General features: G+C 71.6%; 24 protein-coding genes and 1 pseudogene. 4 read left to right on the forward strand and 21 right to left on the reverse strand.

The genetic code is table 11. The features are described 5' to 3' along the window. From nuoE to paaA, 16 genes and pseudogenes are all read right to left on the reverse strand, one after another. Window positions 1-762: NADH-quinone oxidoreductase subunit NuoE (nuoE, locus tag AB0I76_RS05005; protein ID WP_357030045.1), on the reverse strand; the 762-nt coding region annotated here is incomplete at its 3' end. After that, window positions 759-2,084 carry an NADH-quinone oxidoreductase subunit D gene (locus AB0I76_RS05010; RefSeq protein WP_357030047.1) on the reverse strand — a complete coding sequence of 442 codons (1,326 nt, stop codon included), beginning with the start codon at window positions 2,082-2,084 and terminating at the stop codon, window positions 759-761. The genes AB0I76_RS05010 and nuoE, both read right to left, overlap by 4 nt. After that, on the reverse strand, window positions 2,081-2,806 hold the full coding sequence (locus AB0I76_RS05015; protein ID WP_357030049.1) for an NADH-quinone oxidoreductase subunit C: 726 nt from the start codon (window positions 2,804-2,806) through the stop codon (window positions 2,081-2,083). The genes AB0I76_RS05010 and AB0I76_RS05015 overlap by 4 nt, the downstream gene beginning before the upstream one ends. Beyond that, window positions 2,803-3,480 (reverse strand): NADH-quinone oxidoreductase subunit B family protein, encoded by a 678-nt coding sequence (locus tag AB0I76_RS05020; RefSeq protein WP_357030051.1) that lies wholly within the window; start codon window positions 3,478-3,480, stop codon window positions 2,803-2,805. Before AB0I76_RS05020 ends, AB0I76_RS05015 begins: the two co-directional genes overlap by 4 nt. A 13-nt stretch (window positions 3,481-3,493) precedes the next feature. Next, window positions 3,494-3,859, reverse strand: coding sequence for an NADH-quinone oxidoreductase subunit A (locus AB0I76_RS05025; protein ID WP_357030053.1), 366 nt, complete (start codon window positions 3,857-3,859; stop codon window positions 3,494-3,496). 134 nt (window positions 3,860-3,993) lie between these two features. Further along, window positions 3,994-5,268, reverse strand: a complete 1,275-nt coding sequence (locus AB0I76_RS05030; protein WP_357030055.1) for a geranylgeranyl reductase family protein — start codon at window positions 5,266-5,268, stop codon at window positions 3,994-3,996. Between the two features lie 135 nt (window positions 5,269-5,403). After that, the gene (locus AB0I76_RS05035; protein ID WP_357030057.1) at window positions 5,404-5,634 is read right to left on the reverse strand and encodes a hypothetical protein; all 231 of its coding nucleotides are present in this window, start codon (window positions 5,632-5,634) and stop codon (window positions 5,404-5,406) included. Window positions 5,635-5,713: 79 nt separating this feature from the next. Then, complete coding sequence (locus tag AB0I76_RS05040) at window positions 5,714-6,424, reverse strand: demethylmenaquinone methyltransferase (RefSeq protein WP_357030059.1); 711 nt, start codon at window positions 6,422-6,424, stop codon at window positions 5,714-5,716. A gap of 106 nt (window positions 6,425-6,530) precedes the next feature. Next, window positions 6,531-6,842, reverse strand: a pseudogene (locus AB0I76_RS05045) (cell wall anchor protein); the annotation flags it as partial. Between the two features lie 91 nt (window positions 6,843-6,933). Beyond that, entirely contained in the window at window positions 6,934-8,112 is a 1,179-nt protein-coding gene (locus tag AB0I76_RS05050) for a hypothetical protein (RefSeq protein ID WP_357030061.1), read from the reverse strand. A gap of 287 nt (window positions 8,113-8,399) precedes the next feature. Next, the gene (mqnC, locus tag AB0I76_RS05055) at window positions 8,400-9,590 is read right to left on the reverse strand and encodes a cyclic dehypoxanthinyl futalosine synthase (protein ID WP_357030064.1); all 1,191 of its coding nucleotides are present in this window, start codon (window positions 9,588-9,590) and stop codon (window positions 8,400-8,402) included. Between the two features lie 164 nt (window positions 9,591-9,754). After that, window positions 9,755-10,864 carry a 1,2-phenylacetyl-CoA epoxidase subunit PaaE gene (gene paaE, locus AB0I76_RS05060; protein ID WP_357030066.1) on the reverse strand — a complete coding sequence of 370 codons (1,110 nt, stop codon included), beginning with the start codon at window positions 10,862-10,864 and terminating at the stop codon, window positions 9,755-9,757. Beyond that, complete coding sequence (paaD, locus tag AB0I76_RS05065; RefSeq protein WP_357030069.1) at window positions 10,861-11,337, reverse strand: 1,2-phenylacetyl-CoA epoxidase subunit PaaD; 477 nt, start codon at window positions 11,335-11,337, stop codon at window positions 10,861-10,863. The genes paaE and paaD overlap by 4 nt, the downstream gene beginning before the upstream one ends. After that, window positions 11,334-12,059: a 1,2-phenylacetyl-CoA epoxidase subunit PaaC gene (paaC, locus tag AB0I76_RS05070; RefSeq protein ID WP_357030071.1), complete on the reverse strand. Its 726-nt coding sequence runs from the start codon at window positions 12,057-12,059 to the stop codon at window positions 11,334-11,336. The genes paaD and paaC overlap by 4 nt, the downstream gene beginning before the upstream one ends. Window positions 12,060-12,114: 55 nt before the next feature. Continuing rightward, a complete protein-coding gene (gene paaB / locus AB0I76_RS05075; protein ID WP_357030074.1) occupies window positions 12,115-12,405 on the reverse strand; it encodes a 1,2-phenylacetyl-CoA epoxidase subunit PaaB in 291 nt (96 codons plus the stop codon). Further along, window positions 12,402-13,469 carry a 1,2-phenylacetyl-CoA epoxidase subunit PaaA gene (paaA, locus tag AB0I76_RS05080; protein WP_357030076.1) on the reverse strand — a complete coding sequence of 356 codons (1,068 nt, stop codon included), beginning with the start codon at window positions 13,467-13,469 and terminating at the stop codon, window positions 12,402-12,404. The genes paaB and paaA overlap by 4 nt, the downstream gene beginning before the upstream one ends. Window positions 13,470-13,836: 367 nt before the next feature. On the opposite strand from paaA, the gene AB0I76_RS05085 reads away from it, so the two are divergent. Together AB0I76_RS05085 and AB0I76_RS05090 are read left to right on the forward strand one after the other, a co-directional pair. Beyond that, entirely contained in the window at window positions 13,837-14,796 is a 960-nt protein-coding gene (locus AB0I76_RS05085) for a hypothetical protein (RefSeq protein WP_357030078.1), read from the forward strand. Further along, a complete protein-coding gene (locus AB0I76_RS05090; RefSeq protein ID WP_357030080.1) occupies window positions 14,796-15,752 on the forward strand; it encodes a hypothetical protein in 957 nt (318 codons plus the stop codon). The genes AB0I76_RS05085 and AB0I76_RS05090 overlap by 1 nt, the downstream gene beginning before the upstream one ends. Window positions 15,753-15,787: 35 nt before the next feature. Here the strand turns inward: AB0I76_RS05090 and AB0I76_RS05095 are convergent, their stop codons facing one another. The 3 genes from AB0I76_RS05095 to AB0I76_RS05105 form a co-directional block, all read right to left on the reverse strand. Next, window positions 15,788-16,639, reverse strand: coding sequence for a menaquinone biosynthesis protein (locus AB0I76_RS05095; RefSeq protein ID WP_357030082.1), 852 nt, complete (start codon window positions 16,637-16,639; stop codon window positions 15,788-15,790). A gap of 94 nt (window positions 16,640-16,733) precedes the next feature. After that, entirely contained in the window at window positions 16,734-16,982 is a 249-nt protein-coding gene (locus AB0I76_RS05100; RefSeq protein WP_357030084.1) for a hypothetical protein, read from the reverse strand. 5 nt (window positions 16,983-16,987) lie between these two features. After that, a complete protein-coding gene (locus tag AB0I76_RS05105) occupies window positions 16,988-18,073 on the reverse strand; it encodes an ADP-ribosyltransferase (RefSeq protein WP_357030086.1) in 1,086 nt (361 codons plus the stop codon). A gap of 267 nt (window positions 18,074-18,340) precedes the next feature. Between AB0I76_RS05105 and AB0I76_RS05110 the strand changes: the two genes are divergently transcribed. Both AB0I76_RS05110 and AB0I76_RS05115 read left to right on the forward strand, forming a co-directional pair. Beyond that, complete coding sequence (locus tag AB0I76_RS05110) at window positions 18,341-20,401, forward strand: AAA family ATPase (protein ID WP_357030088.1); 2,061 nt, start codon at window positions 18,341-18,343, stop codon at window positions 20,399-20,401. Window positions 20,402-20,525: 124 nt separating this feature from the next. Then, window positions 20,526-21,302, forward strand: a complete 777-nt coding sequence (locus AB0I76_RS05115) for a VOC family protein (protein WP_357030090.1) — start codon at window positions 20,526-20,528, stop codon at window positions 21,300-21,302. A 36-nt stretch (window positions 21,303-21,338) separates the two neighbouring features. Here the strand turns inward: AB0I76_RS05115 and AB0I76_RS05120 are convergent, their stop codons facing one another. Next, window positions 21,339-22,133, reverse strand: a complete 795-nt coding sequence (locus tag AB0I76_RS05120; protein WP_357030092.1) for an ABC transporter ATP-binding protein — start codon at window positions 22,131-22,133, stop codon at window positions 21,339-21,341. Continuing rightward, window positions 22,130-23,161: an iron ABC transporter permease gene (locus AB0I76_RS05125; RefSeq protein ID WP_357030094.1), complete on the reverse strand. Its 1,032-nt coding sequence runs from the start codon at window positions 23,159-23,161 to the stop codon at window positions 22,130-22,132. Before AB0I76_RS05125 ends, AB0I76_RS05120 begins: the two co-directional genes overlap by 4 nt. Window positions 23,162-23,165: the final 4 nt, after the last annotated feature.

The raw sequence follows: 23,165 nt of genomic DNA on the forward strand, positions 1-23,165 counted from the left end.
CGGGGCGACGGCGGGCGCGGCGGCCGGCTTAGCGGCCTCGGCCTTCGCCTTCGCCTCGGCGGCGGCCTGGTCGGACTCGGCCTTGCTGCGGATGGGCGTGTTCGGGTCGAAGCCCGGCACCGAGATGCCGTGCTGCTCGGCCAGGCGCAGGCCCCGCAGGGTCGGCTCCCCCGGCCCGCCGTCGGCGACCGCGCCGTCACGCTCGTCGGCGAAGCCGGCGAGTTGCACGGCCATCTCCTTGAGCGTGCAGAGTCGGGCGCCGCGGGTCGGCATGGGCCGGCCACCCGCGCGAAGCTCGTCGACGACGCCGACTGCGGTACCCGGGTCCACGTTGTCGAAGAAGTCGTAGTTGACGGTCATCACCGGGCCGTAGTCGCAGGCCGCGAGGCACTCGGCGTGCTCCAGGGTGATCGTCCCGTCGGCGGTGGTCTCGTCGTGCCCGACGCCCAGGTGCTCGGCGAGGGTGTCGTAGACCTCCTGGCCGCCGAGCACGTTGCACATCGTGTTGGTGCAGACGCTGACCAGGTAGTCACCGGTCGGCCGGCGCTTGTACATCGTGTAGAAGGTCGCCACCGCGCCGACCTGGGCCTTGTTGAGGCCCAGCACCTCGGCGCAGAACGCGACACCGGCCGGCGAGACGTAGCCCTCCTCCGCCTGCACCAGGTGCAGCAGCGGCAGCAGCGCCGAGCGGGACCGGTCGGCCGGGTAGCGGGCGACGATCTCCCGCGCCCGCTCCCGGGTCTCGTCCGTGAAAACAGTCATCGGTCACAACCACCCATCACGGGGTCCAGCGAGGCGCCACCGGCGATCACGTCGGCGATCAGGCCGCCCTCGGCCATCGCCGGGAGGGCCTGGAGGTTGATGAAGCTCGGCTCCCGGTAGTGCACCCGGTAGGGCCGGGTGCCACCGTCGGAGACGGCGTGCACGCCCAGCTCGCCGCGGGGCGACTCGATGCCGACGTAGACCTGGCCCGGCGGCACCCGGAAGCCCTCGGTGACGAGCTTGAAGTGGTGGATCAGCGACTCCATCGACTGACCCATGATCTTGGCGACGTGCTCCAGCGAGTTGCCCATGCCGTCGACGCCGATGGCGAGCTGCGCCGGCCACGCGATCTTCTTGTCGGCGACCATCACCGGGCCCGGCTTCAGCCGGTCCACCGCCTGCTCGACCAGCTTCAGCGACTCCCGGATCTCGGCGAGACGCACCAGGTACCGGCCCCAGACGTCGCCGTCGGCGTGCGTCGGCACGTCGAACTCGTACGTCTCGTAGCCGCAGTACGGCATGGTCTTGCGCAGGTCCCAGGCGAGACCGGCGGACCGCAGGACCGGGCCGGTCACGCCGAGCGCGAGGCAGCCGGTCACGTCGAGCACCGCCACGTGCTGCGTCCGCTCCAGCCAGATCACCTGGCCGGAGAGCAGGTCCTCGTACTCCTTGAGCTTCTTCGGCAGCAGCTTGAGGAACTCGCGGATCTTGACGATCGCCTGGTCCGGCACGTCCTGGGCGACGCCGCCCGGCCGGACGTACGCGTGGTTCATCCGCAGGCCGGTGATGATCTCGAAGATCTCGAGGATGTACTCCCGCTCGCGGAAGCCGTACAGCATCATGTTGATCGCGCCCAGCTCCATGGCCGTGGTGGCCAGCCAGACCAGGTGCGACGAGATCCGGTTCAGCTCCATCATGAGCACCCGGATGGTGGTGGCCCGCTCGGTGATCTGCTCCTCGATGCCGAGCAGCTTCTCCACCGCGAGGCTGTACGCCGTCTCGTTGAACAGCGGCGACAGGTAGTCCATCCGGGTCACGAAGGTCGAGCCCTGGACCCAGTTGCGGTACTCGAGGTTCTTCTCGATGCCGGTGTGCAGGTAGCCGACGACCGAGCGGGCCTCGCGGACCGTCTCGCCCTCCAGCTCCAGGATCAGCCGGAGCACGCCGTGCGTCGACGGGTGCTGCGGACCCATGTTGACGATGATGCGCTCTTCGTTGATCGGGTCGGTGCCGGAGACGACCTCGTCCCAGTCCCCGCCGGTGACCGTGAAGACGCGGCCCTCGGTGGTCTCGCGCTCGGTGGCGTAGTTCGACGTTGTCACTGGTACGACCTCCGCTGGTCCGGCGGCGGGATCTCGGCGCCCTTGTACTCGACGGGCACGCCGCCGAGCGGGTAGTCCTTGCGCTGCGGGTGGCCCTCCCAGTCGTCCGGCATGAGGATCCGGGTGAGGTTGGGGTGGCCGTCGAAGACGATGCCGAACATGTCGTACGCCTCCCGCTCCTGCCAGTCGGCGGTCGGGTAGACGGCGGTGACGCTCGGCAGGTGCGGATCCTCGGCGGAGACCGCGGCCTCCAGCCGGATCCGGCGCCGGTACGTCATCGAGGTGAGCTGGTAGACGGCGTGCAGCCGGCGCTCGTCCGCGCCGAGGTAGTCCACGCCGGACACCGAGGAGCACAGCTCGAAGCGCAGCGCCAGGTCGTCCCGCAGCACCTGGCACACCTCGGCGATCCGCTCCGGGCGTACGTGCAGGGTCAGCTCGCCCCGGTCGACGACGACCTTCTCGATCGCCTCGCCGAAGGCCGGGTACGCCTCCTCCAGCGCGTCGGCGACCTCGTCGAACCAGCCGCCGTACGGCCGGGCCGCGTCCTCGATCGCGCGGCGCGGACGGACCAGGCCGCCGTAGCCGGAGACGTCGCCGGAGCCCTGGTTGCCGAACATGCCGCGACCGGCCGGGCTGGCCGGCGGGTACTCGGCCGGCGCGCCGCTGGTGGCGCCCGCCGGCGTCACCGGTACCGGCACGCCCCCGTCGTTTGGCGCGGTCACTTCACACCCCCGTGCTCGTGCAGGTGGTTCTGGGCCTTCATCCAGTTCTCGATCCGCAGCTGCTCCTCGCGCCCCTCGCGGACCGCCCTCGTCCACTCGGCGCGCCGGGCCTTGTCGCTGCGGTACGACGACGGCATCGAGCCGTACGGCACGACCGGGACGTCACCGCGCTCCTGGCGGGCCTGGAGCATCTTGCGGCCGTTCGCGCCCAGCGGCTCGTACATGATCTTCTCGCGGAGCTTGAGCACCGCGTCGATGAGCATCTCCGGCCGCGGCGGGCACCCCGGGAGGTACATGTCGACCGGGACGATGTGGTCCACGCCCTGGACGATCGCGTAGTTGTTGAACATGCCGCCGCTGCTGGCGCAGACGCCCATCGACAGCACCCAGCGGGGCTCGGCCATCTGGTCGTAGATCTGGCGGAGCACCGGGGCCATCTTCTGGCTCACCCGACCCGCGACGATCATGAGGTCGGCCTGCCGGGGCGAGGCCCGGAAGACCTCCATACCCCAGCGGCCCATGTCGTAGTGCGGGCCACCGGCGGCCATCATCTCGATCGCGCAGCAGGCCAGGCCGAACGTGGCGCCCCAGACCGACGACTTTCGCGACCAGTTGACGAGCTTCTCCACCGAGGTGAGCAGGACACCGGCGGGGAGCTTCTCCTCGATACCCATCTGAGTCTCTCCCTCAGTCCCAGTCCAGGCCGCCGCGCCGCCAGACGTAGGCGTAGGCGACGAAGACCGCGACGATGAACAGGACCATCTCCACGAAGCCGAAGATCGGCAGGGCGTCGAACGAGACCGCCCAGGGGTAGAGGAAGATGATCTCGATGTCGAAGACGATGAAGAGCATCGCCGTCAGGTAGAACTTGACCGGGAACCGGCCGCCGCCGACGGGCTGCGGGCTGGGCTCGATGCCGCACTCGTACGCCTCGAGTTTGGCCTTGTTGTAGCGCCGGGGGCCGGTGAGCCGGGCGGCGGCCACGGAGAACAGCGCGAACCCCGTGGCGAGGGCGAACAGCCCGATGATCGGTGCGTAAGGCGAGAGCGACATCTTTTCTCCTGCTCGTCCTTCCCTGCCCCTGGTGCTTGACAAAAATCACACTATTCACGTCCCTCGTGACGACCGTCAGCGGGGGTCGATCTTTGTACCGTGCCCGGGGCCGGAAGCGGCCCTGAACAGGACGTCTATACCGCTGGTGCCACCTTCGTCATCGCGTTGATGACCCGGTCCATCGCGTCCCCGCCGCGCGGGTCGGTCAGGTTAGCCAGCAGCTTGAGCACGAAGCGCATCAGCATCGGGTGCGGCATGCCGTGCTTGGTCGCCATCCGCATCACCTCGGGACGGCCGATCAGCTTCACGAAGATGCCGCCGAGCCGGTAGTAGCCGCCGAAGCGCGCCTTCAGCTCGGTCGGGTACGCCATCAGCGCGCGCTCCCGCTCCGGACCGGCCGGCCGCGCGAGGGCCTGCACCGCGATCTCCGCGGCCAGCTCGCCGGACTCCATCGCGTACGCGATGCCCTCACCGTTGAACGGGTTGACCATGCCGCCGGAGTCGCCGACGAGCAGCACCCCGCGGGTGTAGTGCGGCACCCGGTTGAAGCCCATCGGCAGCGCGGCGCCGAGGATCGGCCCCTCCGCGTTCGTCTCGTCGGTCATGCCCCACTCGGGCGGCGTGTTGGCCAGCCAGTCGGTGAGCAGGCGGCGGTAGTTCGTCTTGCCGAACGCCGACGACGAGTTGAGCACGCCGAGGCCGACGTTGACCCGGCCGTCCCCGAGGCCGAAGATCCAGCCGTACCCGGGGAGCAGGGCGTCGCTGTCCCGGCCGCGCAGCTCCAGCCAGGACTCCAGGTAGTTGTCGTCGTGCTTGGCCTCGCAGCGGTAGTAGCGCCGCACGGCCACGCCGATCGGTCGGTCCTCGCGCTTGGCCAGCCCGAGGGCCAGCGGGAACCGGCCGGAGACGCCGTCCGCCGCGACGACCAGCGGGGCGTGGAAGGTGGCCGGCTCCTTGTCCGGCCCGACCTCGGCCGTCACGCCGATCACCCGGTCGTCGGCGTCGAGCACCGGACCCATGACGTTCACGCTGGTGCGCAGCTTCGCGCCGGCGGCGAGGGCCCGCTGGGCGAGCAGGTCGTCGAAGTCGAGCCGGGTGCGGACCAGGCCGTAGTTGGGGTAGCTGGCGAGATCGGGCCAGTCCAGCTCCAGCCGGACGCCGCCGCCGATGACCCGCAGGCCGCGGTTCTGCAACCAGCCGGCCTCCGGGGACGTGTCGACGCCCATCCGGATGAGCTGCCGCGTCGCGCGGGGGGTCAGCCCGTCGCCGCAGACCTTCTCCCGGGGAAACTCGGTCTTCTCCAGCAGCAGCACCCGTACGCCGTGCCGGGCCAGGTGGTACGCGGTAGCCGACCCACCGGGACCGGCGCCCACGACGATCACGTCGGCGTCGTTCTCCACCGAGGTCATCTCGCGCCTCCTCCCGCACGCTCGTGAAATGCTTCACAAGCCAGACGCTGAGGAGTCTATGACCGGCGTTACACCGGTGCCCGGTGAGGGGTACCTAACTTGCCGGAAACAGGCCGGTCGACGTCCACTTCGGGGTCAGCGGCGCGCCCGCGCGGTGGTGTCCAGACCGGCATCGGCCCGGATCGCCTCCGGGAGGTGCTCGCGGAGGGCTCCGCCGGCCGCGCGGTCCAGCGCGGCGAGCACCTCGGCCACAACCTGACGGACGTCGGCCGGATCGGCACCGGCCAGCTCCTTGAGCTGCGCGATGAGTTCCGCGGCGTCGTCGTCGGTCGCCACCGGGGGGTCCGTCCGGTTTGGTCCCGTCATGGAGGGCAGCCTACGGAACAAACTGGACTAAAGCGGCGCATTCCCGAAGATAGCGTCGCTGCCCGATGACCGGAAGTGATCAGTCGCGAACGGCCCGGTGCAGCGCCGCCAGGCCACCGGTCAGGTTCCGCCAGGCCACCCGGCCCCAGCCGGCCGCCTGGATGCGCTGCGCCAGCGCGGCCTGGTCCGGCCACGCCCGGATCGACTCGATCAGGTACACGTACGCGTCCGGATTGCTGGAGACCACCCGGGCCGCCGTCGGCAGCCACCGCATGAGGTACGACAGGTAGGCCGTACGGAACACCGGGTTGGTGGGATGGCTCAGCTCACACACCACCAGCCGGCCTCCAGGGCGCGTGACCCGGGCGAACTCCCGCAGCGCCGCCTCCGTGTCGACGACGTTGCGCAGCGCGAACGAGATGGTCACCGCGTCGAACACACCGTCGGCGAAGGGCAGCCGCAGCGCGTCGCCGGCGAGCAGCGGCACCTCGGGACGGGTGCCCTTGCCAGCACGCAGCATGCCCAGCGAAAGGTCGGCGCCGACCGCCCACGCCCCGGACCGGGACAGTTCCTCGGTCGAGACGCCGGTGCCGGCGCCGACGTCGAGCACCCGCTCTCCGGGGCGCAGTCCGAGCGCCTCCCGGGTGGCCCGGCGCCACGCCCGGTCACGGCCGGCCGTCATCACCGTGTTGGTCAGGTCGTAGCGGGCGGCCACACCGTCGAACATCGCCGCGACCTCGTGCGGCTGCTTGTCCAGGCTGGCGCGCTGGCCCTGCGGGGTACGGCTCACCCCTCCACTCTGCCAGCCCCCGCCGAAACCGAAGGAAGGGCCCCTTCCTAACGCCTCCGGTAGAGGAAGGGCCCCTCCTTAAGGCGCCGGGCGTGGTCGGGACGACCGTGGGCGTGGCGGTCGGGCCGGCCGTCGGCTCCCCGCTCGGCGTCGGGTCGGGAGTGGGCTGCGCGGTCAGGTCGACGAAGACGTCGAACTGCGCGCCGTTGTCCACCGGGTCGACCCCGGTGAAGGTCCGCCGCTGGGCGCTGCTCGCGACCTCCGGCTGCTCCTCCGGCCGGCCCTCCGCCCCGTCGAGGCCAACCGCGAAGACGAAGCCCGGCCGGAGCACCGGCGAGATGACGTCCTCGCCCACGGTTACGCGGACGTCGGCGGTGTAGAACTGGCCGGGCTTGAGGACCGCGCCCGCGTCCTCGCAGGGACACAGTACGGGCGGGATGGTGACCCATCCCGCCCGTACTGCCGTGCATTTATGTGAACGACCCTCGCGGGTCGATGGAGGACAGCGGTCAGACCGCCGACTTCTCGTCGCCCGGCGTCACCAGGACGATGCGCCGACGGCGCGCGACCATGAACATCACACCACCGGCGAGGAGCACCGCGCCGCCGATCCCGCCGATCAGGCCGGCCTGCGGGCCGGTGACCGGGAGACCGCCACCGTTGTCGCCGCCACCGGTGCCGCCCTTGCCGGCCACGATCACGGAGAAGTCGTCGGTGTTGTCGCTGGCGTCCACGTCCTTGTCGGACACGCCCTCGGCGTTCTGCGGCAGGTTGGAGGTGGTCGCCTTGGTCGCGTTGCTGGCCGCGGCGCCCTCCTTCCACAGCGGGTCGATGGTGACCTCGCCACCGGTCAGGCTGCTCGGCTTGACGCCGGCGTCGACCTTGACCAGGTTGTAGAAGCGGGCACCCGCGAAGAGCTTGTCACCGTCCTTGTCCTGCGAAGCCGGGACCAGAACGGCCTCGTACTGGCAGGTCAGGGCAGTCATCGCGTCGTTGTAGGTGCAGTCCTCCTCCTTCTCCGCGAAGGTCGCGCCCTTCGGCAGCTTCACGGAGATGCGGAGACCGGTCGTGGCCTGGTCACCCTGGTTGAACGCGCTGTAGATGAGCTGGCCGGTGTTACCGGCCTGGAGGTCACCGACCTGGGTGATGGAGCCACCCTCGACCTTGACCGCCTTGCGCACGTCGTCGGCGACGACCGAGAGGTCCGGCCCGGTGCCCTCGACCTTGACGTCGACGGTCACCAGGTTGTTGGACTCGTCGGGGTCGTCGCCCTCGTGCAGGATCAGCGCGCTGATGGAACCGGCCGGGCCGGTCCCGTCGCCCTTGCGGGTCAGCGGGAAGGCCCAGTCGACGTCCTCACCGGCACCGATGGTGTCGCCCTCGATGCCACAGAGGATCCAGCCGTCCTCGCGGGTGTTGCAGCCGCTCTCGTTGATGTCGACGAGCTTGGTGTCCAGCTTGCTGATGTCGAGGCCGACCAGCACGCCCTTGGCGTCGACGGCGCTCTTGTTCAGCAGCGAGACGCTGGCGAACTTGCCCGGCGCGCCGACCGCGATCGTGGTGCCGGTCGCCTTGATGGCGAGGTCCGCGGTGTTGTCGGCCAGGGCCGGCGCGGCGAACGCGCCCGCGGCGACCAGCCCGGCGGCGCCGGCGCCCAGGTACGCGGCAGCACGGTTACCGAAGATCATGAAAGGCCCCCCCGTTGGGGTGAAGGAAACGTACGGGCGGGGACGTTAGCGGTCCGCGATCATCGCCGCCAGCCCCATCGCACGGCGGGTCGGCCTGCCGATCTAAGGACGACTTAAGGATTGTCCGGATTGATGGTGGTTGTCATCCCGCGCGGCCAACGGGAATCGACACAACGTTCATCGAATCGATATCTGCGGACCTGCCAGGATGACCAAACGGTCCATCAGCGATGATCACGTAGAGTGATCGATCGTTGATGGACCGTGGGACGCCCGGGTCGGAGGGATCAGCGGGCCTCGACCAGCGGCAGGGTCTTCCCGGCGCCACCGCCGGGCAGGGCGATGGAGGAGAAGTGCGACACGACCCGCTCGTCGGTCGGGTCGTCCGCCGGGGTCCGGTGCACCGCGAGCCGGTTGTAGAGCGTGTCCCGCTGGGCCGGGATCCGGTCCGCCGAGCGGATCATGCCGATCAGCTCGTGCAGGTTCGAGCGGTGCCGCGCGCCGGCCGAGGAGATCACGTTCTCCTCCAGCATGATCGAGCCGAGGTCGTCCACTCCCATGTGCAGGGCGAGTTGCCCGACGTCCTTGCCGGTGGTCAGCCAGGACGCCTGCAGGTGCGGCACGGTCTCGAAGAACAGCCGGGCCACGGCGACGAGCCGCAGGTACTCCAGGGTGGTGGCCTGGGTGCGGCCCTTGAGGTGGTTGTTCTCCGGCTGGTACGTCCACGGGATGAAGGCCCGGAAGCCGCGCGTACGGTCCTGCACGTCGCGGATCATCCGCAGGTGCTCGATCCGCTCGGCGGCCGTCTCGCCGGTGCCCATCATCATCGTGGCGGTCGACTCGACGCCCTGCCGGTGGGCCAGCTCCATGACCTCCAGCCAGCGCTCGCCGGACTCCTTGAGGGGCGCGATCGCCCTACGGGGTCGCTCCGGCAGCATCTCCGCGCCGGCGCCGGCGATCGAGTCCAGGCCGGCGGCCTTGATCCGGGAGATCGCCTCGTCCAGGCTCACACCGGAGACCTTGGCCATGTGCAGGATCTCGCTCGGGCCGATCGAGTGGATGGCCAACTGGGGGTACGCCTGCTTGACCGAGGAGAACAACTCCTCGTAGTACTCGACGCCGTAGTCCGGGTGGTGCCCGCCCTGGAGCATGACCTGGGTCGCGCCCAGCTCCACCGCCTCGCCGCAGCGGCGCAGGATCTCCTCGGTCGGGTGGGTCCAGCCCTCCTTGTGCTTCGGCGCACGGTAGAAGGCACAGAACTTGCACGCCGTCACGCAGACGTTCGTGTAGTTGATGTTGCGGTCGATCAGGTACGTGACGATGTTGTCCGGATAGCGCCGCCGACGGACCGCGTCGGCCGCCTCGCCCAGGGCGTGGAAGGGCGCCTCGGTGTAGAGCAGCAGGGCCTCCTCGGGCGTGATCCGCCCGCCGTCCGCGCCACGCTGCAGGATGTCGTCGATCTCCCGGCTCACCGTCACGCCTCCGAGCCTACGTCGCCCCCGAAGCGTCAGCCCACGGGTGCCGTCCTCTGTCGTCCAGCCCACCGCCACCTCCGCGATCTTGCACTTTGGGTCCCCTGTTCGCCCCGATATGCGCGGGATGTCAAGGCAGGAAGTGCAAGATCACGCGGATGGCGGGGTTTCTACGCGTCGTAGTCGATGGTCAGCCGATCCGTGGTGGGGCTGGACTGGCAGGTCAGCACGTACCCGTTGGACACCTCGTCGGGCTCCAGCGCGTAGTTGCGCGCCATGGTCACCGCGCCGTCGACGACCTTGGCCCTGCACGTCGAGCAGACGCCACCCTTGCAGGCGTACGGCAGCTCGCCGCGCACCTTCAGCGCCGCGTCCAGCACCCGCTCCTCGCGGCCCATCGTGAAGGTCGAGGACCGGCCGTCCAGCACGATCGTCACCTCGGCGCCGGCTCCCGGGGTGTCACCGGGGCGGCGCACCGGCTCCGGCGGCGCGTCGACGTGGAACAGCTCGGTCCGCACCGCGGACTCCGGGACTCCCCGCGTGGTCAGGACCTCCCGGGCGTCCACCACCATGCCGTACGGGCCGCAGAGGAACCACTCCTCGATGGCCTCGCCGGGCACGATGGTCTCCAGCAGCCGACCGAACCGCTCGGCGTCGATCCGCCCGGACAGCAGCGGCGACTCACCCTGCTCCCGGGAGAGCACGTGCACCAGGTGCAGCCGGGTCGGGTACCGGTCCTTCAGGTCGGCCAGTTCCTCGGCGAACATGACGGTGTTCGCCGTGCGGTTGCCGTACACCAGGGTGAACGTGCTGGCCGGCTCGACGGCCAGGGCGGTCGCGACCAGCGACAGCACCGGGGTGATGCCGGAACCGGCGACGACCGCGCCGTAGTGGCGGACCCGGTCCGGCGCGAACGCCGTGGTGAAGTGCCCCAGCGGGGGCATCACCTCGATGGTGTCGCCGCCGCGCAGCGCGCCGCAGGCGAACGCGGAGAACGCGCCACCGGGGATCTCGCGCACCCCGATCCGCAGCCGGCCGTGCCGCGCCAGCTCGTCCGGAGTGGAGCAGATGGAGTACGAGCGCCGCACGTCCTCCCCGCCCTCACCGGCACGCCGGACGGTCAGGTGCTGGCCGGCGGAGAACGCGAAGGTTTCCCGCAGCTCCTCCGGCACGGCGAAGGTGATCGCCACGGCGTCGGCGGTGAGCCGGTCGACCGCGGCGACGGGCAGCGGGTGGAAGACCGGCCGGCGACGGACCGGGCGGGTGATGGTGACAGTCACAGCGCCTTCAGGTGGTCGAAGGGTTCGGAGCAGGAGCGGCAGCGCCAGAGCGCCTTGCACGCGGTGGAACCGAAGCGGCTGATCTGCTCGGTCTCCGGGGAGCCGCAGCGCGGGCAACGGACCGCGAGGGTCAGCGGAACGACGTTGCCGGCCCGGACCGGGGCCGGTGGTGCGATGCCGGCGGCGGCCAGCTTGGCCCGGCCCTCCTCGGAGATCCAGTCGGTGCTCCAGGCCGGGCTGTAGGTCGTGCGGACCTCGGCGTCGAGGTGCCCGGCAGCGGCCAGCGCCCGACGGATGTCGGACCGGATCACGTCCATCGCCGGGCAGCCGGTGTAGGTGGGGGTGATGGTGACGACGACCCGGCCGGTGGCCGGGTCCTCGTCCACCGACCGCAGGATGCCCAGCTCGTCGATGGTGATAACCCGGATCTCCGGGTCCACCACCGCCGCGACGGCCGCCCTGGGATCGGTCACCACCGCGCCCCGGGATGGGCGCGGTGCAGCACCTGCATCTCGGCCAGCAGGTACGACAGGTGCTCGGTGTGCACGCCGTCCCGACCGCCGCCCGGCGCCCAGGTCGTCTCCGGCCGGGCCAGCGTCGCCTCGTCGAGCACGGTCGACACCACGGCGTCGAAGTCGGCCCGCAGGGTGGCCGGATCGACCGGCGCCGCCGGGTCCGCCGTGAACAGCTCGTGGGTGTAGGGCCAGACCTCGTCCACGGCCGCCTGCATCCGGCGGTGCGACTCCTCGGTGCCGTCGCCGAGCCGCTTCACCCACAGCGAGCTGTGGTCCAGGTGGTACGCCGACTCCTTACGGGCCTTCCCGCCGATCGCGGCCAGCCGCTCGTCGCCGCACCCGGCCAGCGCCGTGTAGAGCGGAAGCTGGTACGCCGACAGGAAGAGCAGCTTCGCCATGGTCACCGCGAAGTCGCCGTTGGGCAGCTCGACCAGGAGGCAGTTGCGGAACTCCCGGTCGCTCCGGAGGAACGCCAGCGCGTCCTCGTCCCGGCCGGCGCCCTCCAGCTCCCCCGCGTACGTGAGCAGCAGCCGCGCCGCGCCGAGCTGGTCGAGGGCGATGTTGGACAGCGCGATGTCCTCTTCCATCTCCGGCGCGCGGGTCGACCACTCGCTGAGCCGCTGCGCCGCGATCAGCGCGTCGTCGCCGAGCGCGAGGACGAAGTCGAAGGGACCGTTCACAGCGCCGTCTCCGTTCGCGACTGCGGGGCTCGCAAACCCGGCTCACTCCTCGCGCTCACAGGTGGGCCACGCCTTCTGGCACCTCGTAGAAGGTGGGGTGGCGGTACACCTTGTCGGCGGCCGGGTCGAAGAAGGCGTCCTTCTCGTCCGGGCTCGACGCGGTGATCGCGCTCGCCGGCACCACCCAGATCGACACGCCCTCCTGCCGGCGGGTGTAGAGATCACGGGCGTTACGCAGGGCGAGCTCCGCGTCCGGCGCGTGCAGGCTGCCGACGTGGGTGTGCGACAGCCCACGCCGGGCCCGCACGAAGACCTCCCAGAGCGGGGTGTGTTCCTGGCTGCTCACGCCGCCACCTTCTCCTTCGTCGCGGTCCGCTTGGCGGCGTACGCCGCGGCGGCCTCCCGGACCCAGGCGCCCTCGTCGTGGGCGCGGCGCCGGTGTTCCATCCGCTGCCGGTTGCACGGGCCGTCGCCCTTGATCACCCGCATCAGCTCGTCGTAGTCGGGCTGGGTGTAGTCGTACGACTGGCGCTCGTCGTTCCAGCGCAGGTCCGGATCGGGGATGGTCACCCCGAGCACCTCGGCCTGCCCGACGCACATGTCCACGAAGCGCTGGCGCAGCTCGTCGTTGGAGAAGCGCTTGATCTTCCACGCCATGGACTGCGCCGAGTGGGTGGAGTCGGTGTCCGGCGGGCCGAACATCGCCAGCGACGGGTACCACCAGCGGTCCACCGCGTCCTGCGCCATCGCCTTCTGCCCGGGGGTGCCGTGCGCCAGGGTGTGCAGGATCTCGTAGCCCTGCCGCTGGTGGAACGACTCCTCCTTGCAGACCCGGATCATGGCCCGCGCGTACGGCCCGTAGGAGCAGCGGCAGAGGGGGACCTGGTTGACGATGGCCGCGCCGTCCACCAGCCAGCCGATTGCGCCGACGTCGGCCCACGTCAACGTCGGGTAGTTGAAGATCGAGCTGTACTTCTGCCGCCCGTTGAGCAGCATGTCGACCAGCTCGTCCCGGCTGATGCCGAGGGTCTCCGCGGCGGCGTACAGGTAGAGGCCGTGGCCCGCCTCGTCCTGGACCTTGGCCAGCAGGATCGCCTTGCGCTTCAGCGACGGGGCCCGGCTGATCCAGTTGCCCTCGGGCTGCATCCCGATGATCTCGGAGTGGGCGTGCTGGGCGATCTGCCGGATCAGCGTCTTCCGGTACCCCTCGGGCATCCAGTCGCGGGGTTCGATCTTCTGGTCGGCCTCGACGACCTCGGCGAAGTACGCCGCCAGGTCCTCGTCCGGCCCGGCCGCGCCGGCACGGCGCCCCCGGGCAGCCGCCTCGCGCAGCGCCGCCTCCGCCGCCTCGACCTCTCCGAGAAGCCCGCCGCCGGCAGTGTCCTCGGCGCCGAAGTCGTTGCCATACATGAGGACAAGTGTTACAGCTATCCACTTCGCGCACCAGAGGGTGTAACAAGAAATCCGGAACGGAACCCGTGATGGACCGACAACGGCCGGTAGCGGTGAGGGCTATGAGTTGGGTCACGGCGCAAAAATGAATCCCCCCAGAAAACGCATACCGGCCCTATATCCCGACTTCATGGCAAGTTGCCAGGTGGCGGGTCCTGGCGTGGCACCGATCCGGACGTAGACTTCCCCCGGCACACCGATCGGCGCCCGACGATCGCCCCCCAGCACCAGCGGAGGCCGCCCCCCGGCCCCACGGCGGTCCACCGATCCGTCCGGACAACGTGAAGCCGGCCCCCCGGCCCTGACATCTGGAGCTCATCCACTCATGCGATCCCGCGTGACCCTGGTGCTCGCCGTGGTGGCGGTCCTTCTCGGTGGCGCCCTGGTGGTGCCCGCCGCGTACGCCCGGCTCGCCGACGGCGGCGCCGACGGCGGGAGCGGCGGTGGCGCCGAGAGCGTCGCGGCGCCCGCGCCCCAGGCGCCACCGCCCCCGACCCTGGCCGCCGGGACGGTGTCGGTGAACTTCAAGGGCGAGTTCTTCTCCTGGGCCCTCCTGGACCGCGAGACCGGCACGATCTCCGGCTCGAAGAACATGACGGCGACCAGCTCCACCGAGTCGATGATCAAGTCCTGGTTCGCTGCCGACTATCTGCGGCTGCTGGGCGACAAGCCGATCCCGGCGGCGATGAAGAAGAACATCACCACCGCCATCCGGGACAGCAACGACGACGCGGCGAACGCGCTCTACGCGGCGGTCGGCAAGTCCGCCACCATCAAGCGGATGGTCGGCACCTGCGGGCTGACGGACACCGGCCCCGGCAAGGTTCCCGGCTACATCGGCTGGTGGAGCTTCACCCGGATGTCCCCCCGCGACGCGGTCCGGCTCGGTGACTGCATCGGCGACGGCAAGGCCGCCGGCCCGAAGTGGACCGCCTATCTGCTGGACGAGATGAGCAAGGTCCGGGGCACCACCGCCGCCAAGGACCAGAAGCAGCGCTTTGGCGGTGGCCGCTGGGGCATCATCGACGGCCTGCCCGAGTCGATCACCAGCCAGGGTCCGGTCAGCATCAAGAACGGCTGGACGCCGCTGAGCTACGACGGCAACTGGCACGTCAACTGCCTCGCGGTGACCGACCGGTGGAGCCTCGCGGTGATGCTGCGCTACCCGCAGAAGAGCGGCCTCACGTACGGCGCCCAGGTCTGCGCGAGCGTCGCCAGCCAACTGGTCACCCCGCAGCCCGGCGCCGCCCTCAAGGTGCCGCAGCAGCCGGTCGGGAAGCTCTGATGGCCCGCCGCCGCGCCGCCGCGCCCCCGTCCCGCGGGACGTCACCGGGGAAGCTCATCGCGGTCGCGGCCATCCTGATCGGACTGGTGCTCGTGTCCCTGCGCCTGCTGCCGGGGTCGCCGTTCGAGTCCACGGCCGCCGCCCGCTGGGGCGAGCCCGTCGCCCCCGCCGAGCGTTCCACCGGCTCTCCCACCGACCGCAGGGAGCGCCCCACCCCCGCGCCCAGTCCGTCGCCCGAGGCGGAGCTCGAACCCCTGCCCTTCGCGGCGAAGGACCTCGACCTCGACATCGACGGCTGGTACTCGTGGAGCGTGCTGGATCGGCGCACCGGCGAGATCATCGGCTCGGACAACATGGGCGAGACCAGCACCACCGCGTCGCTGATCAAGTCCTGGATCGTCGCCGACTACCTGCGCCGGGCCGCCGACGCGGGACAGACCCCCAGTGAGGGGAAGCTCGCCGACGCCACGAAGATCATTCGAGACAGCGACAACACCCGGACCGAGCAGTTCTACAACTCCTTGGGCCGGTCGGCCTCGATCAAGCGACTGCTCTCCCTGTGCAAGCTGACCGACAGCAGTGTCGCCGCCGACCGCGGCTGGAGTCGGACGAACCTGTCGCCCCGCGACACCGCGCGGCTCGGCCAGTGCATCGCCGACGGGCGGGCCGCCGGCCCGAAGTGGACGAAGTGGCTGCTCAACGAGATGAAGCAGGTACGCGGAACGGGTGACTTCGGCATCCGCAAGGCGTTCCCCGCCGCCGAGCAGAAGACCATCGCGATCAAGAACGGCTGGGTCGACCGCACCCGCGAGCAGGAGATGCACATCAACTGCCTCGCCATCGGTGACACCTGGACGATGGGCGTGATGGTCCGCTACCCGATCACCAAGGGCTACGAGTACGGCATGAAGAACTGCGAGAAGATCACCGAGGCCCTCCTCCGCGACCCGAACTGAGGCCCGCGCCCCGACGCGCGAGCGCGCCGCGGCGATCAGCCGGCGAAGAACTCCGGGCCGGTGGGCGGGAGGTCGGGGGCCGCACCGAGGGCGGCGGCGCGGCGGGCGAACTCCCGCAGGCCGGCGACCTGCCGCTCGCCGAGGGAGAAGTCCAGGACCCGGAAGTACGAGGCCAGCGTCTCCGCGTCGAACGGTTCCCAGCGCGCCGCCGCCTCGGCGACCTGGTCCAGCTCGGCCAGGCAGAGGTCCCGGGAGCGCAGGAACGCCTCGTGCACCTCCTTGACCAGCCCCGGGTGGGCGGCGGCGAAGTCACGGCGTACCGCCCACACGGCGAAGACCATCGGCAGACCGGTCCACTCCCGCCACGCCTGCCCGAGGTCGGTGACCGCCAGGCCCCGGCGCGGCGCCTCGTAGAGGGCGCGCAGAGCCACGTCGCCGATCAGCACCGCGGCGTCGGCCTCCAGCAGCATCTGGGTGAGGTCCGGCGGGCAGCGGAAGTACTCGGGGTTCACGCCGTACCGCTCGCCGAGCAGGAGCTGCGCGAGCAGCACGCCGGTCCGCGACGTCGAGCCGAGCGCAACCTTGCCGTGGTCCAGTTCGTCGAGCGGCCGGGTCGAGACCACGTTGACCGACAGCACCGGGCCGTCGCTCCCGACCGCGAGGTCGGGCAGGAGCAGCAGATCGTCGGCGTGCCGCAGGTACTCGACGTGGGAGATCGGGCCGATGTCCAGGTCGCCCGCGACGAGGGCGGCGCTCAGCCGGTCCGGCGAGTCCTTGTGCAGGTCGACGTCGATCAGGGCGCCGGACCGCATCAGACCCCAGTAGATCGGCAGGCAGTTCAGGAACTGGATGTGTCCGACCCGGGGGCGTGCGACGCGCTCAGCCATGCCCCGACCGTATCCCCGGCCCGGTTCCCGGACTCAGCGGGACGGCACCGGAGTGGCCAACCCAACCCCGTAGCCTGCGGAACCGCCGCGTCGGTCAGCGCTCGCCGGAGTCCTCGGTGGCGCGGCGGCGGACCTCGTCGAGGTGTGCGCGCTCCCGCTCGTCGAGCGGACGCTGGTAGTTGCCGTCGCGGTCCAGGCCGACCGGGTCGCTGAACTTCCCCGGGTCGGTACGGGACGGCGCCGGCCGGTCGGACGCGGCGGCGAGATCACGCTTGAGCTGCTCGACCGCGCGGGCCGCGCGCTCCCGCTCCTCGTCGCTGACCGGCTCCCGGGATGGCGTCACGCCGCTCACATCTCCTCCATCGTCACGACCCACTTGCCGAGGTCAGCATCCCACGCCTTGCTGGTCACCTTGAAGTTCGTCGCCTGGTCGTACAGGATCTCCGCCTCGTCCGGGTACTCCGAGTACGGCGCGACGTCGCGCCCGTTCCGGCCCGAGATGACCATGACGGTGTTGCCGTCGAACGCGCCCTGGGCCACCCGTGGATCGGTGGAGGTGCTGGTGAAGGCGCGTTCGGTGACGACCTGTCCCGGTTCGTAGCGGGCCAGCAGGTCGTCGGGGTACTGGCCGCCCCGGTAGGTGGTCCCCGGCCGCTCGGGCAACTTGGCGAGGGCCTCGGAGACCCGGTCGGCGCGGGCCTGGAGGGCGGCGGCCTCGTCCGGGGTGTACCTACCGGGATCGCGCAGGAAGGGGTTCATCGCCCGATAGCCGGGGCCGGTGTAGTCGGTCAGGGCCACCCGGTCGGCGTCGGTGAGCGCACGACCCGGGGGAGCGCCGACCGGCGTCGGGTCGGGGCCGGGAGTGCGCGGAGGCCGGGCCGTACCGGGCCGCCTCCGGACGATCTTGAGGAGGTTCTTCGCCCGCTCCAGGATCTCCTTGAGCAGCGTCCGCACCTGGTCCACGAGCATCCGGACCAGGCGTTGGCAGACGATCCGCGTCGCGGCGATGAAGCCCGGCACGGCGGCCGTCGACGCCCCGGCGGTCGGTACGGCGGCGGCGATCGCCATCGACACCTGCACCAGCAGGACCACCAGCTGGACGAAGAAGGCGATCTTCATGGCCAGGGTCAGCGCCGCGAAGGCGATCAGTGCCGCGCCGATGAGCTGCGCCGCGATCGCGTCCTCCCGCAGCCGCAGCCGTGGGCCGTCGTCCCGTTGCCACCACTGCTGGAAGGCGTCGACGGTCGCACCGACGTTGGCCTGCCAGACCGCCTGCGCCGCCGCCTCGGCCCGGTCGGCGACCTGCTGCAGGTGCAGGCCGAACTCCAGCCAGCGTTGCCCCGCGGCGAAGAGCAGTTCCTCGTCGGCCTGCGGCCATTCCAGGCCGATCCAGCTCAACGGCTCGGTCAGCTCGGCGGGCAGCTCCAGCCCCATGCTCGGCCCTCCGACTCGGCACCGGGTCCGGTGCGACGCGGTCGACAGTGGATCATCAGGTCGGACCGGAGCGTAGCGGGCGGGACCAAACCCGGCCAGCCCGCCCGGGCGGGACCGGCGGAAATGCGGTTGCCGGTGTCCGGGACCGCAGTAAACTGCTTCCTTCCCGCCCGACGGCCGAGGTGTGTAGCACCGCAGCGGACGTCCCCGCGCCGACCGACAGGTCGGACACGCGAGCGGCAGAGTTCTTCTTCGAGAGGCACGAGGATGACCCTGCACGCCCATGAACAGTCACTGGACACCGAGCTCACCGCCGAGCGGGAGCATCTGAAGGAGTCCCGCGCCGCGCTGCGCCGGATGCGCGAACGCGCCGAGGCGCTCTTCGCCACCGGCGACAAGGTCGCCGGGGACGCGTACACGGCCGAGCAGCTCGGCCGGCACATGGCCCGGCGGGTCGCCGAGCTGGCCGACGACCCGACCACGCCGCTCTTCTTCGGCCGTCTCGACTTCGGCGGGGTGGCCGGGAGCGGACCGCACGACGAGGACGCCAACCACGCCGGTCGGGCGTACCACGTCGGTCGGCGACACGTCACCGACGAGCGGGGCGAGCCGTTGGTGCTGGACTGGCGGGCCCCGGTCTCCCGGTCGTTCTACCGGGCCAGTGCCCGCGAACCGCAGGCCGTGGCCGTCCGCCGGCGCTTCGGCTTCAACGGCGGTGACCTGACCAGCTTCGAGGACGAGCACCTGGACCGGGGCGAGGAGCTGGGTACGGCCAGCCGGATCCTCACCGCCGAGATCGAGCGACCGCGCGTCGGGCCGATGCGGGACATCGTCGCCACCATCCAACCCGAGCAGGACGAGCTGGTCCGGGCCGACCTGGCCGACTCGATCTGCGTCCAGGGAGCTCCCGGCACCGGCAAGACGGCGGTCGGCCTGCACCGGGCCGCGTACCTGCTCTACCTGCACCGGGAGCGGCTGCGCCGCTCGGGCGTGCTGATCGTCGGCCCGAACCGGGCCTTCCTGTCGTACATCGCGGCGGTGCTGCCGGCGCTCGGTGAGGTGGAGGTCGACCAGGCCACGGTGGAGGACCTGGTCGAGCGGGTGCCGGTGCGGGCGGTCGAGGACCCGGTGGTGGCGGCGGTCAAGCACGACGCGCGGATGGCCGAGGTGCTCCGGCGCGCGGTGGACGCGCACATCGGCGAGCCGACCGAGCCGATCGTCATGTCCGACGGGTCCTACCGCTGGCGGATCGGCCTGGAGCCACTGCACCGGATCGTCCAGGAGACCCGCCGGGAGGGCCTGCCGTACGGCACCGGTCGGGAGCGGGTGCGGGCACGGGTGGTGAGCCTGCTGCAGCGGCAGGCCGAGGCCCGGCGGGCCGAGTCACCCGGCGACGCCTGGCTGCGCCGGGTGGGGAGGTCCCGCCCGGTGGTCGGTTTCCTCGACGCGGTCTGGCCGGCGCTCACCCCGGAAGGGCTGGTGCACCGCCTGCTCACCGACCCGGACGCGCTGGCCGCCGCGGCCGACGGGTTGCTCACTCCCGACGAACTGGCCCTGCTCCGGCCGGCGAAGCCGGCACGCACCCCGAAGGCGATGCGCTGGACCGCCGCCGACGCCGTGCTCGTCGACGAGGCTGCCGGCCTGATCGAGCGGCCGGCCGGCTACGGGCACGTGGTGGTCGACGAGGCGCAGGACCTCTCCCCCATGCAGTGCCGGGCGCTGGCCCGCCGCAGCGAGCACGGATCGGTCACCCTTCTCGGCGACCTGGCGCAGGGCACCGCACCGTGGGCGGCGACGGACTGGCGGGAGTCGCTGCGCCACCTCGGCAAGCCGCACGCCGTCGTGGTGCCGTTGACCGTCGGCTTCCGGGTGCCCGCGGCCGTGGTCACGTTCGCCAACCGGCTGCTGCCGGCGCTCGCCGTCGACGTGCCCCCGGCCGTGTCGCTGCGCCGGGACGGCGCGCTCGACGTGCGTACCGTCGGCGACCTGGTGTCCGCGACGGTGCTCGAGGTTCACGCGGCCCTGGCGTACGACGGCTCGGTGGGTGTGATCGCGGCGGACGCCGCGGTCGAGGGCCTGCGGTCGGCGCTGGCCGCCGCCGGGATCCCGACCGCGACCGCTGACGACCCGGCGTCCGCGGCGCGCGTCACGGTGGTGCCCGCGACCTTGGTCAAGGGCCTGGAGTACGACCACGTCGTGGTGGTCGAGCCGGCCGCGATCGTGGCCGCCGAGCCGCGCGGCCTGCACCGCCTGTACGTGGTGCTGACCCGGGCCGTGTCCCGGCTCGCCGTGCTGCACACCGCGCCGCTGCCCGACCCGCTGGGCTGAGCCGGCCGGGGGTCGCCGGTTCAGTTGACGTTTCGCCCGTTCCCGCCCCGGACGGCGGGTCGGCGGTGCCACGATGCCGGCAGGGCGTGCCGATGAGTGGCCGCCCCCGCCGAGAGGGGTCGACGTGAGCACCGTCCCGCCGGGCACGCCCTGCTGGACCGACCTGGCCACGCCGGGGCTGGCCGACGCCCGGCGCTTCTACCCCGAGCTGTTCGGCTGGACCGGGCGGATCACCCCGGAGCCGGAGGCGGGCGGCTACACGGTCTTCCTGCTCGGCGGCCGGTCGGTGGCGGGGGTGGGCCCGCCGGCGATCCCCGACCAGGTGCCGATCTGGTCGGTGTACGTGGCCACCGACGACGCGGACCTGGTGGCCGGCCGCGTGGAGCGGGCCGGTGGCCAGGTGGTGGTGCCGCCGTTCGAGGTGTTCGACCGGGGTCGGATGGCGGTCTTCGCCGACCCGGCGGGTGCGAGTTTCAGCGTCTGGCAGCCGATGGCCATGACGGGTGCCGAGGTGTTCGACGTGCCCGGCGCGCTGAGCTGGACCGAGTTGGTCACCCCCGACCCGGACGGCGCGAAGGTCTTCTACGAGCTGGTCTTCGGTTGGCGGCCCGACGACCAGCCGATGGGGCCGATCACCTACACGGGCTGGCGGCTGGGCGAACGCATCGTGGGCGGGATGATGCCGCGCCTGGGTGACGACGTCCCGGCCGACTCGCCCGCGTACTGGACGGTCTACTTCGGCGTGGACGACGCGGACGCGGCGGCGGCCCGCGCGTCGGAGCTGGGCGGCACCATCCTGGTCCCACCCCGGGACATCCCGGCGGGCCGCTACGCCGCCCTCTGCGACCCCCAGGGCGCCCTCTTCAACACCATCGCCCTGACCATCCCCGGCGCCAGCTGACCACCCACCCCGCCCCGAGGGCACCTCGCGCGGGGGTCAGGAAGGGCGGATGGGGACTACCAGGGGGCCGTGGTCGCCGTACACGACCTTGACCGTGGCGCGGTAGTAGCGGGCCAGGTGCTCCTCGGTCAGGACCTCGCGGGGCGGGCCGGTAGCGACCACCCGGCCGTCGGAGAGCAGCACCATGCGGTCGGCGTACTCGCCGGCGATGGAGAGGTCGTGCATGGTGGCCAGCACCGTCAGGCCGTGCTCGCGGCGGAGCTGGTCGACGAGTTCCAGCACCTCCTGCTGGTGGCCGATGTCGAGCGCGCTGGTCGGCTCGTCGAGCAGCAGCAGCGTGGCGCCCTGGGCGAGCGCGCGGGCGAGGAAGACGCGCTGCCGCTCGCCGCCGGAGAGGGTGGCCAGTTCCCGGGCGTGGAAGCCGGTCAGGTCGAGCCGGTCCAGCACGTCGTGCGCGACGGCGAGGTCGGCGGCGGACTCCCGCCCGAGCGGGGGGATGTACGGGGTACGGCCGAGCAGCACGTAGTCCAGCACCGACATGCCGGCCGGCACGACCGGGGACTGGGCCACGGTGGCGACGACCCGGGCGCGGTGGCGCCGGGGCAGCGCCTCGCTCGGCGTACCGAAGAGGGAGATGGCGCCCGACGCGGACAGCAGGCCGCCGACGGCGCGCAGCAGGGTCGACTTGCCGGCGCCGTTCGGGCCGATCACGGTGACCCACTCCCCGGCGGCGACCGTCAGGTCGACGCCGGTCAGGATCGGCACGCCGTCCAGGCGGACGTGCAGGTCGCGGACCTCGACGGCGGGCGCGGCCGGAAGCGGGGCGGTCATCCGAGGATCCGCCGGGAGGTACGCAGGACGAGGACGAAGAACGGGCCGCCGAGCAGGGCGGTGACCACGCCGATCGGGATCTCCTCCGGGGCGGCGGCGGTACGGGCGACCACGTCGGTCAGCGCCAGGAACGCGCCGCCGAACAGCAGCGACAGCGGCAGGATCACCCGGTAGCTCGACCCGGCGAGCAGGCGTACGGCGTGCGGCACGATGATGCCGACGAAGCCGATCAGGCCGGAGGCGGAGACGGCGGCGGCGGTGCCCAGCGAGGCGGCGGCGATGAGCAGGTAGCGGGAGCGCTGCGGGTGCAGGCCGAGGCTGGCCGCCTCGTCGTCGCCGAGGGAGAGCACGTCCAGCTCCCGGCGGTGCAGGAGCACGACCACGGCGGTGAGCAGGAAGTACGGCAGGACCAGCCGGACATCGTGCCAGCCGGCGGTGGCGAGCCGCCCCAGCAGCCACGAGTAGACCTGCTGGATGCTGTCGGAGTTGCGCTGCAACAGGTAGGTCTGCCCGGCGGAGAGGAACGCGGAGACCGCCACGCCGGCCAGGATGAGAGTCGCCGGGGAGCGGCCACGCCCGGACGAGGCACCCAGCAGGTACGTCATGGCGACCGCACCGATCGCCCCGACGAACGCGGCCAGCGGGACACCGACCGGCAGGCCGGTCAGGGCACCGCCCGCCCCGACGCCGAGGGTGAGCACGACCGTGACCGCGAGGCCGGCGCCGGCCGCCACCCCGAGCAGGTACGGGTCGGCCAGCGGGTTGCGGAACACGCCCTGGTAGGCGCCGCCGGCCAGGGCGAGCAGCCCACCGACGAGCAGGCCGAGCACCACCCGGGGCAGCCGCAGCTCGGTGACGATGGCGATCTCCCGCTCGGTCAGCCCGCTGTCGAGGCGTACGCCGGGAATGAGGTTGAGCAGCTCGGCGGCGACGCTGCCCGGCGGCAGGCTGACCGCGCCGAACGACACCCCCGCGACCAGGGCGACCAGCACCGCGGCGACGCCGGCGACGAGCCAGCGTAGTGAAATAGGC

Origin of the sequence: Micromonospora sp. NPDC049799 (assembly GCF_040656655.1) — a bacterium.
Taxonomy (GTDB): Bacteria; Actinomycetota; Actinomycetes; order Mycobacteriales; family Micromonosporaceae; genus Micromonospora.

What these genes read in the sequence shown, in the direction of transcription:
- AB0I76_RS05020 (WP_357030051.1), bottom strand. Translation starts at nt 3,480, where the DNA reads ATGGGTATCGAGGAGAAGCTCCCCGCCGGTGTCCTGCTCACCTCGGTG.
- AB0I76_RS05025 (WP_357030053.1), bottom strand. Translation starts at nt 3,859, where the DNA reads ATGTCGCTCTCGCCTTACGCACCGATCATCGGGCTGTTCGCCCTCGCC.
- AB0I76_RS05030 (WP_357030055.1), bottom strand. Translation starts at nt 5,268, where the DNA reads ATGACCTCGGTGGAGAACGACGCCGACGTGATCGTCGTGGGCGCCGGT.
- AB0I76_RS05035 (WP_357030057.1), bottom strand. Translation starts at nt 5,634, where the DNA reads ATGACGGGACCAAACCGGACGGACCCCCCGGTGGCGACCGACGACGAC.
- AB0I76_RS05050 (WP_357030061.1), bottom strand. Translation starts at nt 8,112, where the DNA reads ATGATCTTCGGTAACCGTGCTGCCGCGTACCTGGGCGCCGGCGCCGCC.
- paaA (WP_357030076.1), bottom strand. Translation starts at nt 13,469, where the DNA reads ATGTATGGCAACGACTTCGGCGCCGAGGACACTGCCGGCGGCGGGCTT.
- AB0I76_RS05085 (WP_357030078.1), top strand. Translation starts at nt 13,837, where the DNA reads ATGCGATCCCGCGTGACCCTGGTGCTCGCCGTGGTGGCGGTCCTTCTC.
- AB0I76_RS05090 (WP_357030080.1), top strand. Translation starts at nt 14,796, where the DNA reads ATGGCCCGCCGCCGCGCCGCCGCGCCCCCGTCCCGCGGGACGTCACCG.
- AB0I76_RS05095 (WP_357030082.1), bottom strand. Translation starts at nt 16,639, where the DNA reads ATGGCTGAGCGCGTCGCACGCCCCCGGGTCGGACACATCCAGTTCCTG.
- AB0I76_RS05105 (WP_357030086.1), bottom strand. Translation starts at nt 18,073, where the DNA reads ATGGGGCTGGAGCTGCCCGCCGAGCTGACCGAGCCGTTGAGCTGGATC.
- AB0I76_RS05110 (WP_357030088.1), top strand. Translation starts at nt 18,341, where the DNA reads ATGACCCTGCACGCCCATGAACAGTCACTGGACACCGAGCTCACCGCC.
- AB0I76_RS05120 (WP_357030092.1), bottom strand. Translation starts at nt 22,133, where the DNA reads ATGACCGCCCCGCTTCCGGCCGCGCCCGCCGTCGAGGTCCGCGACCTG.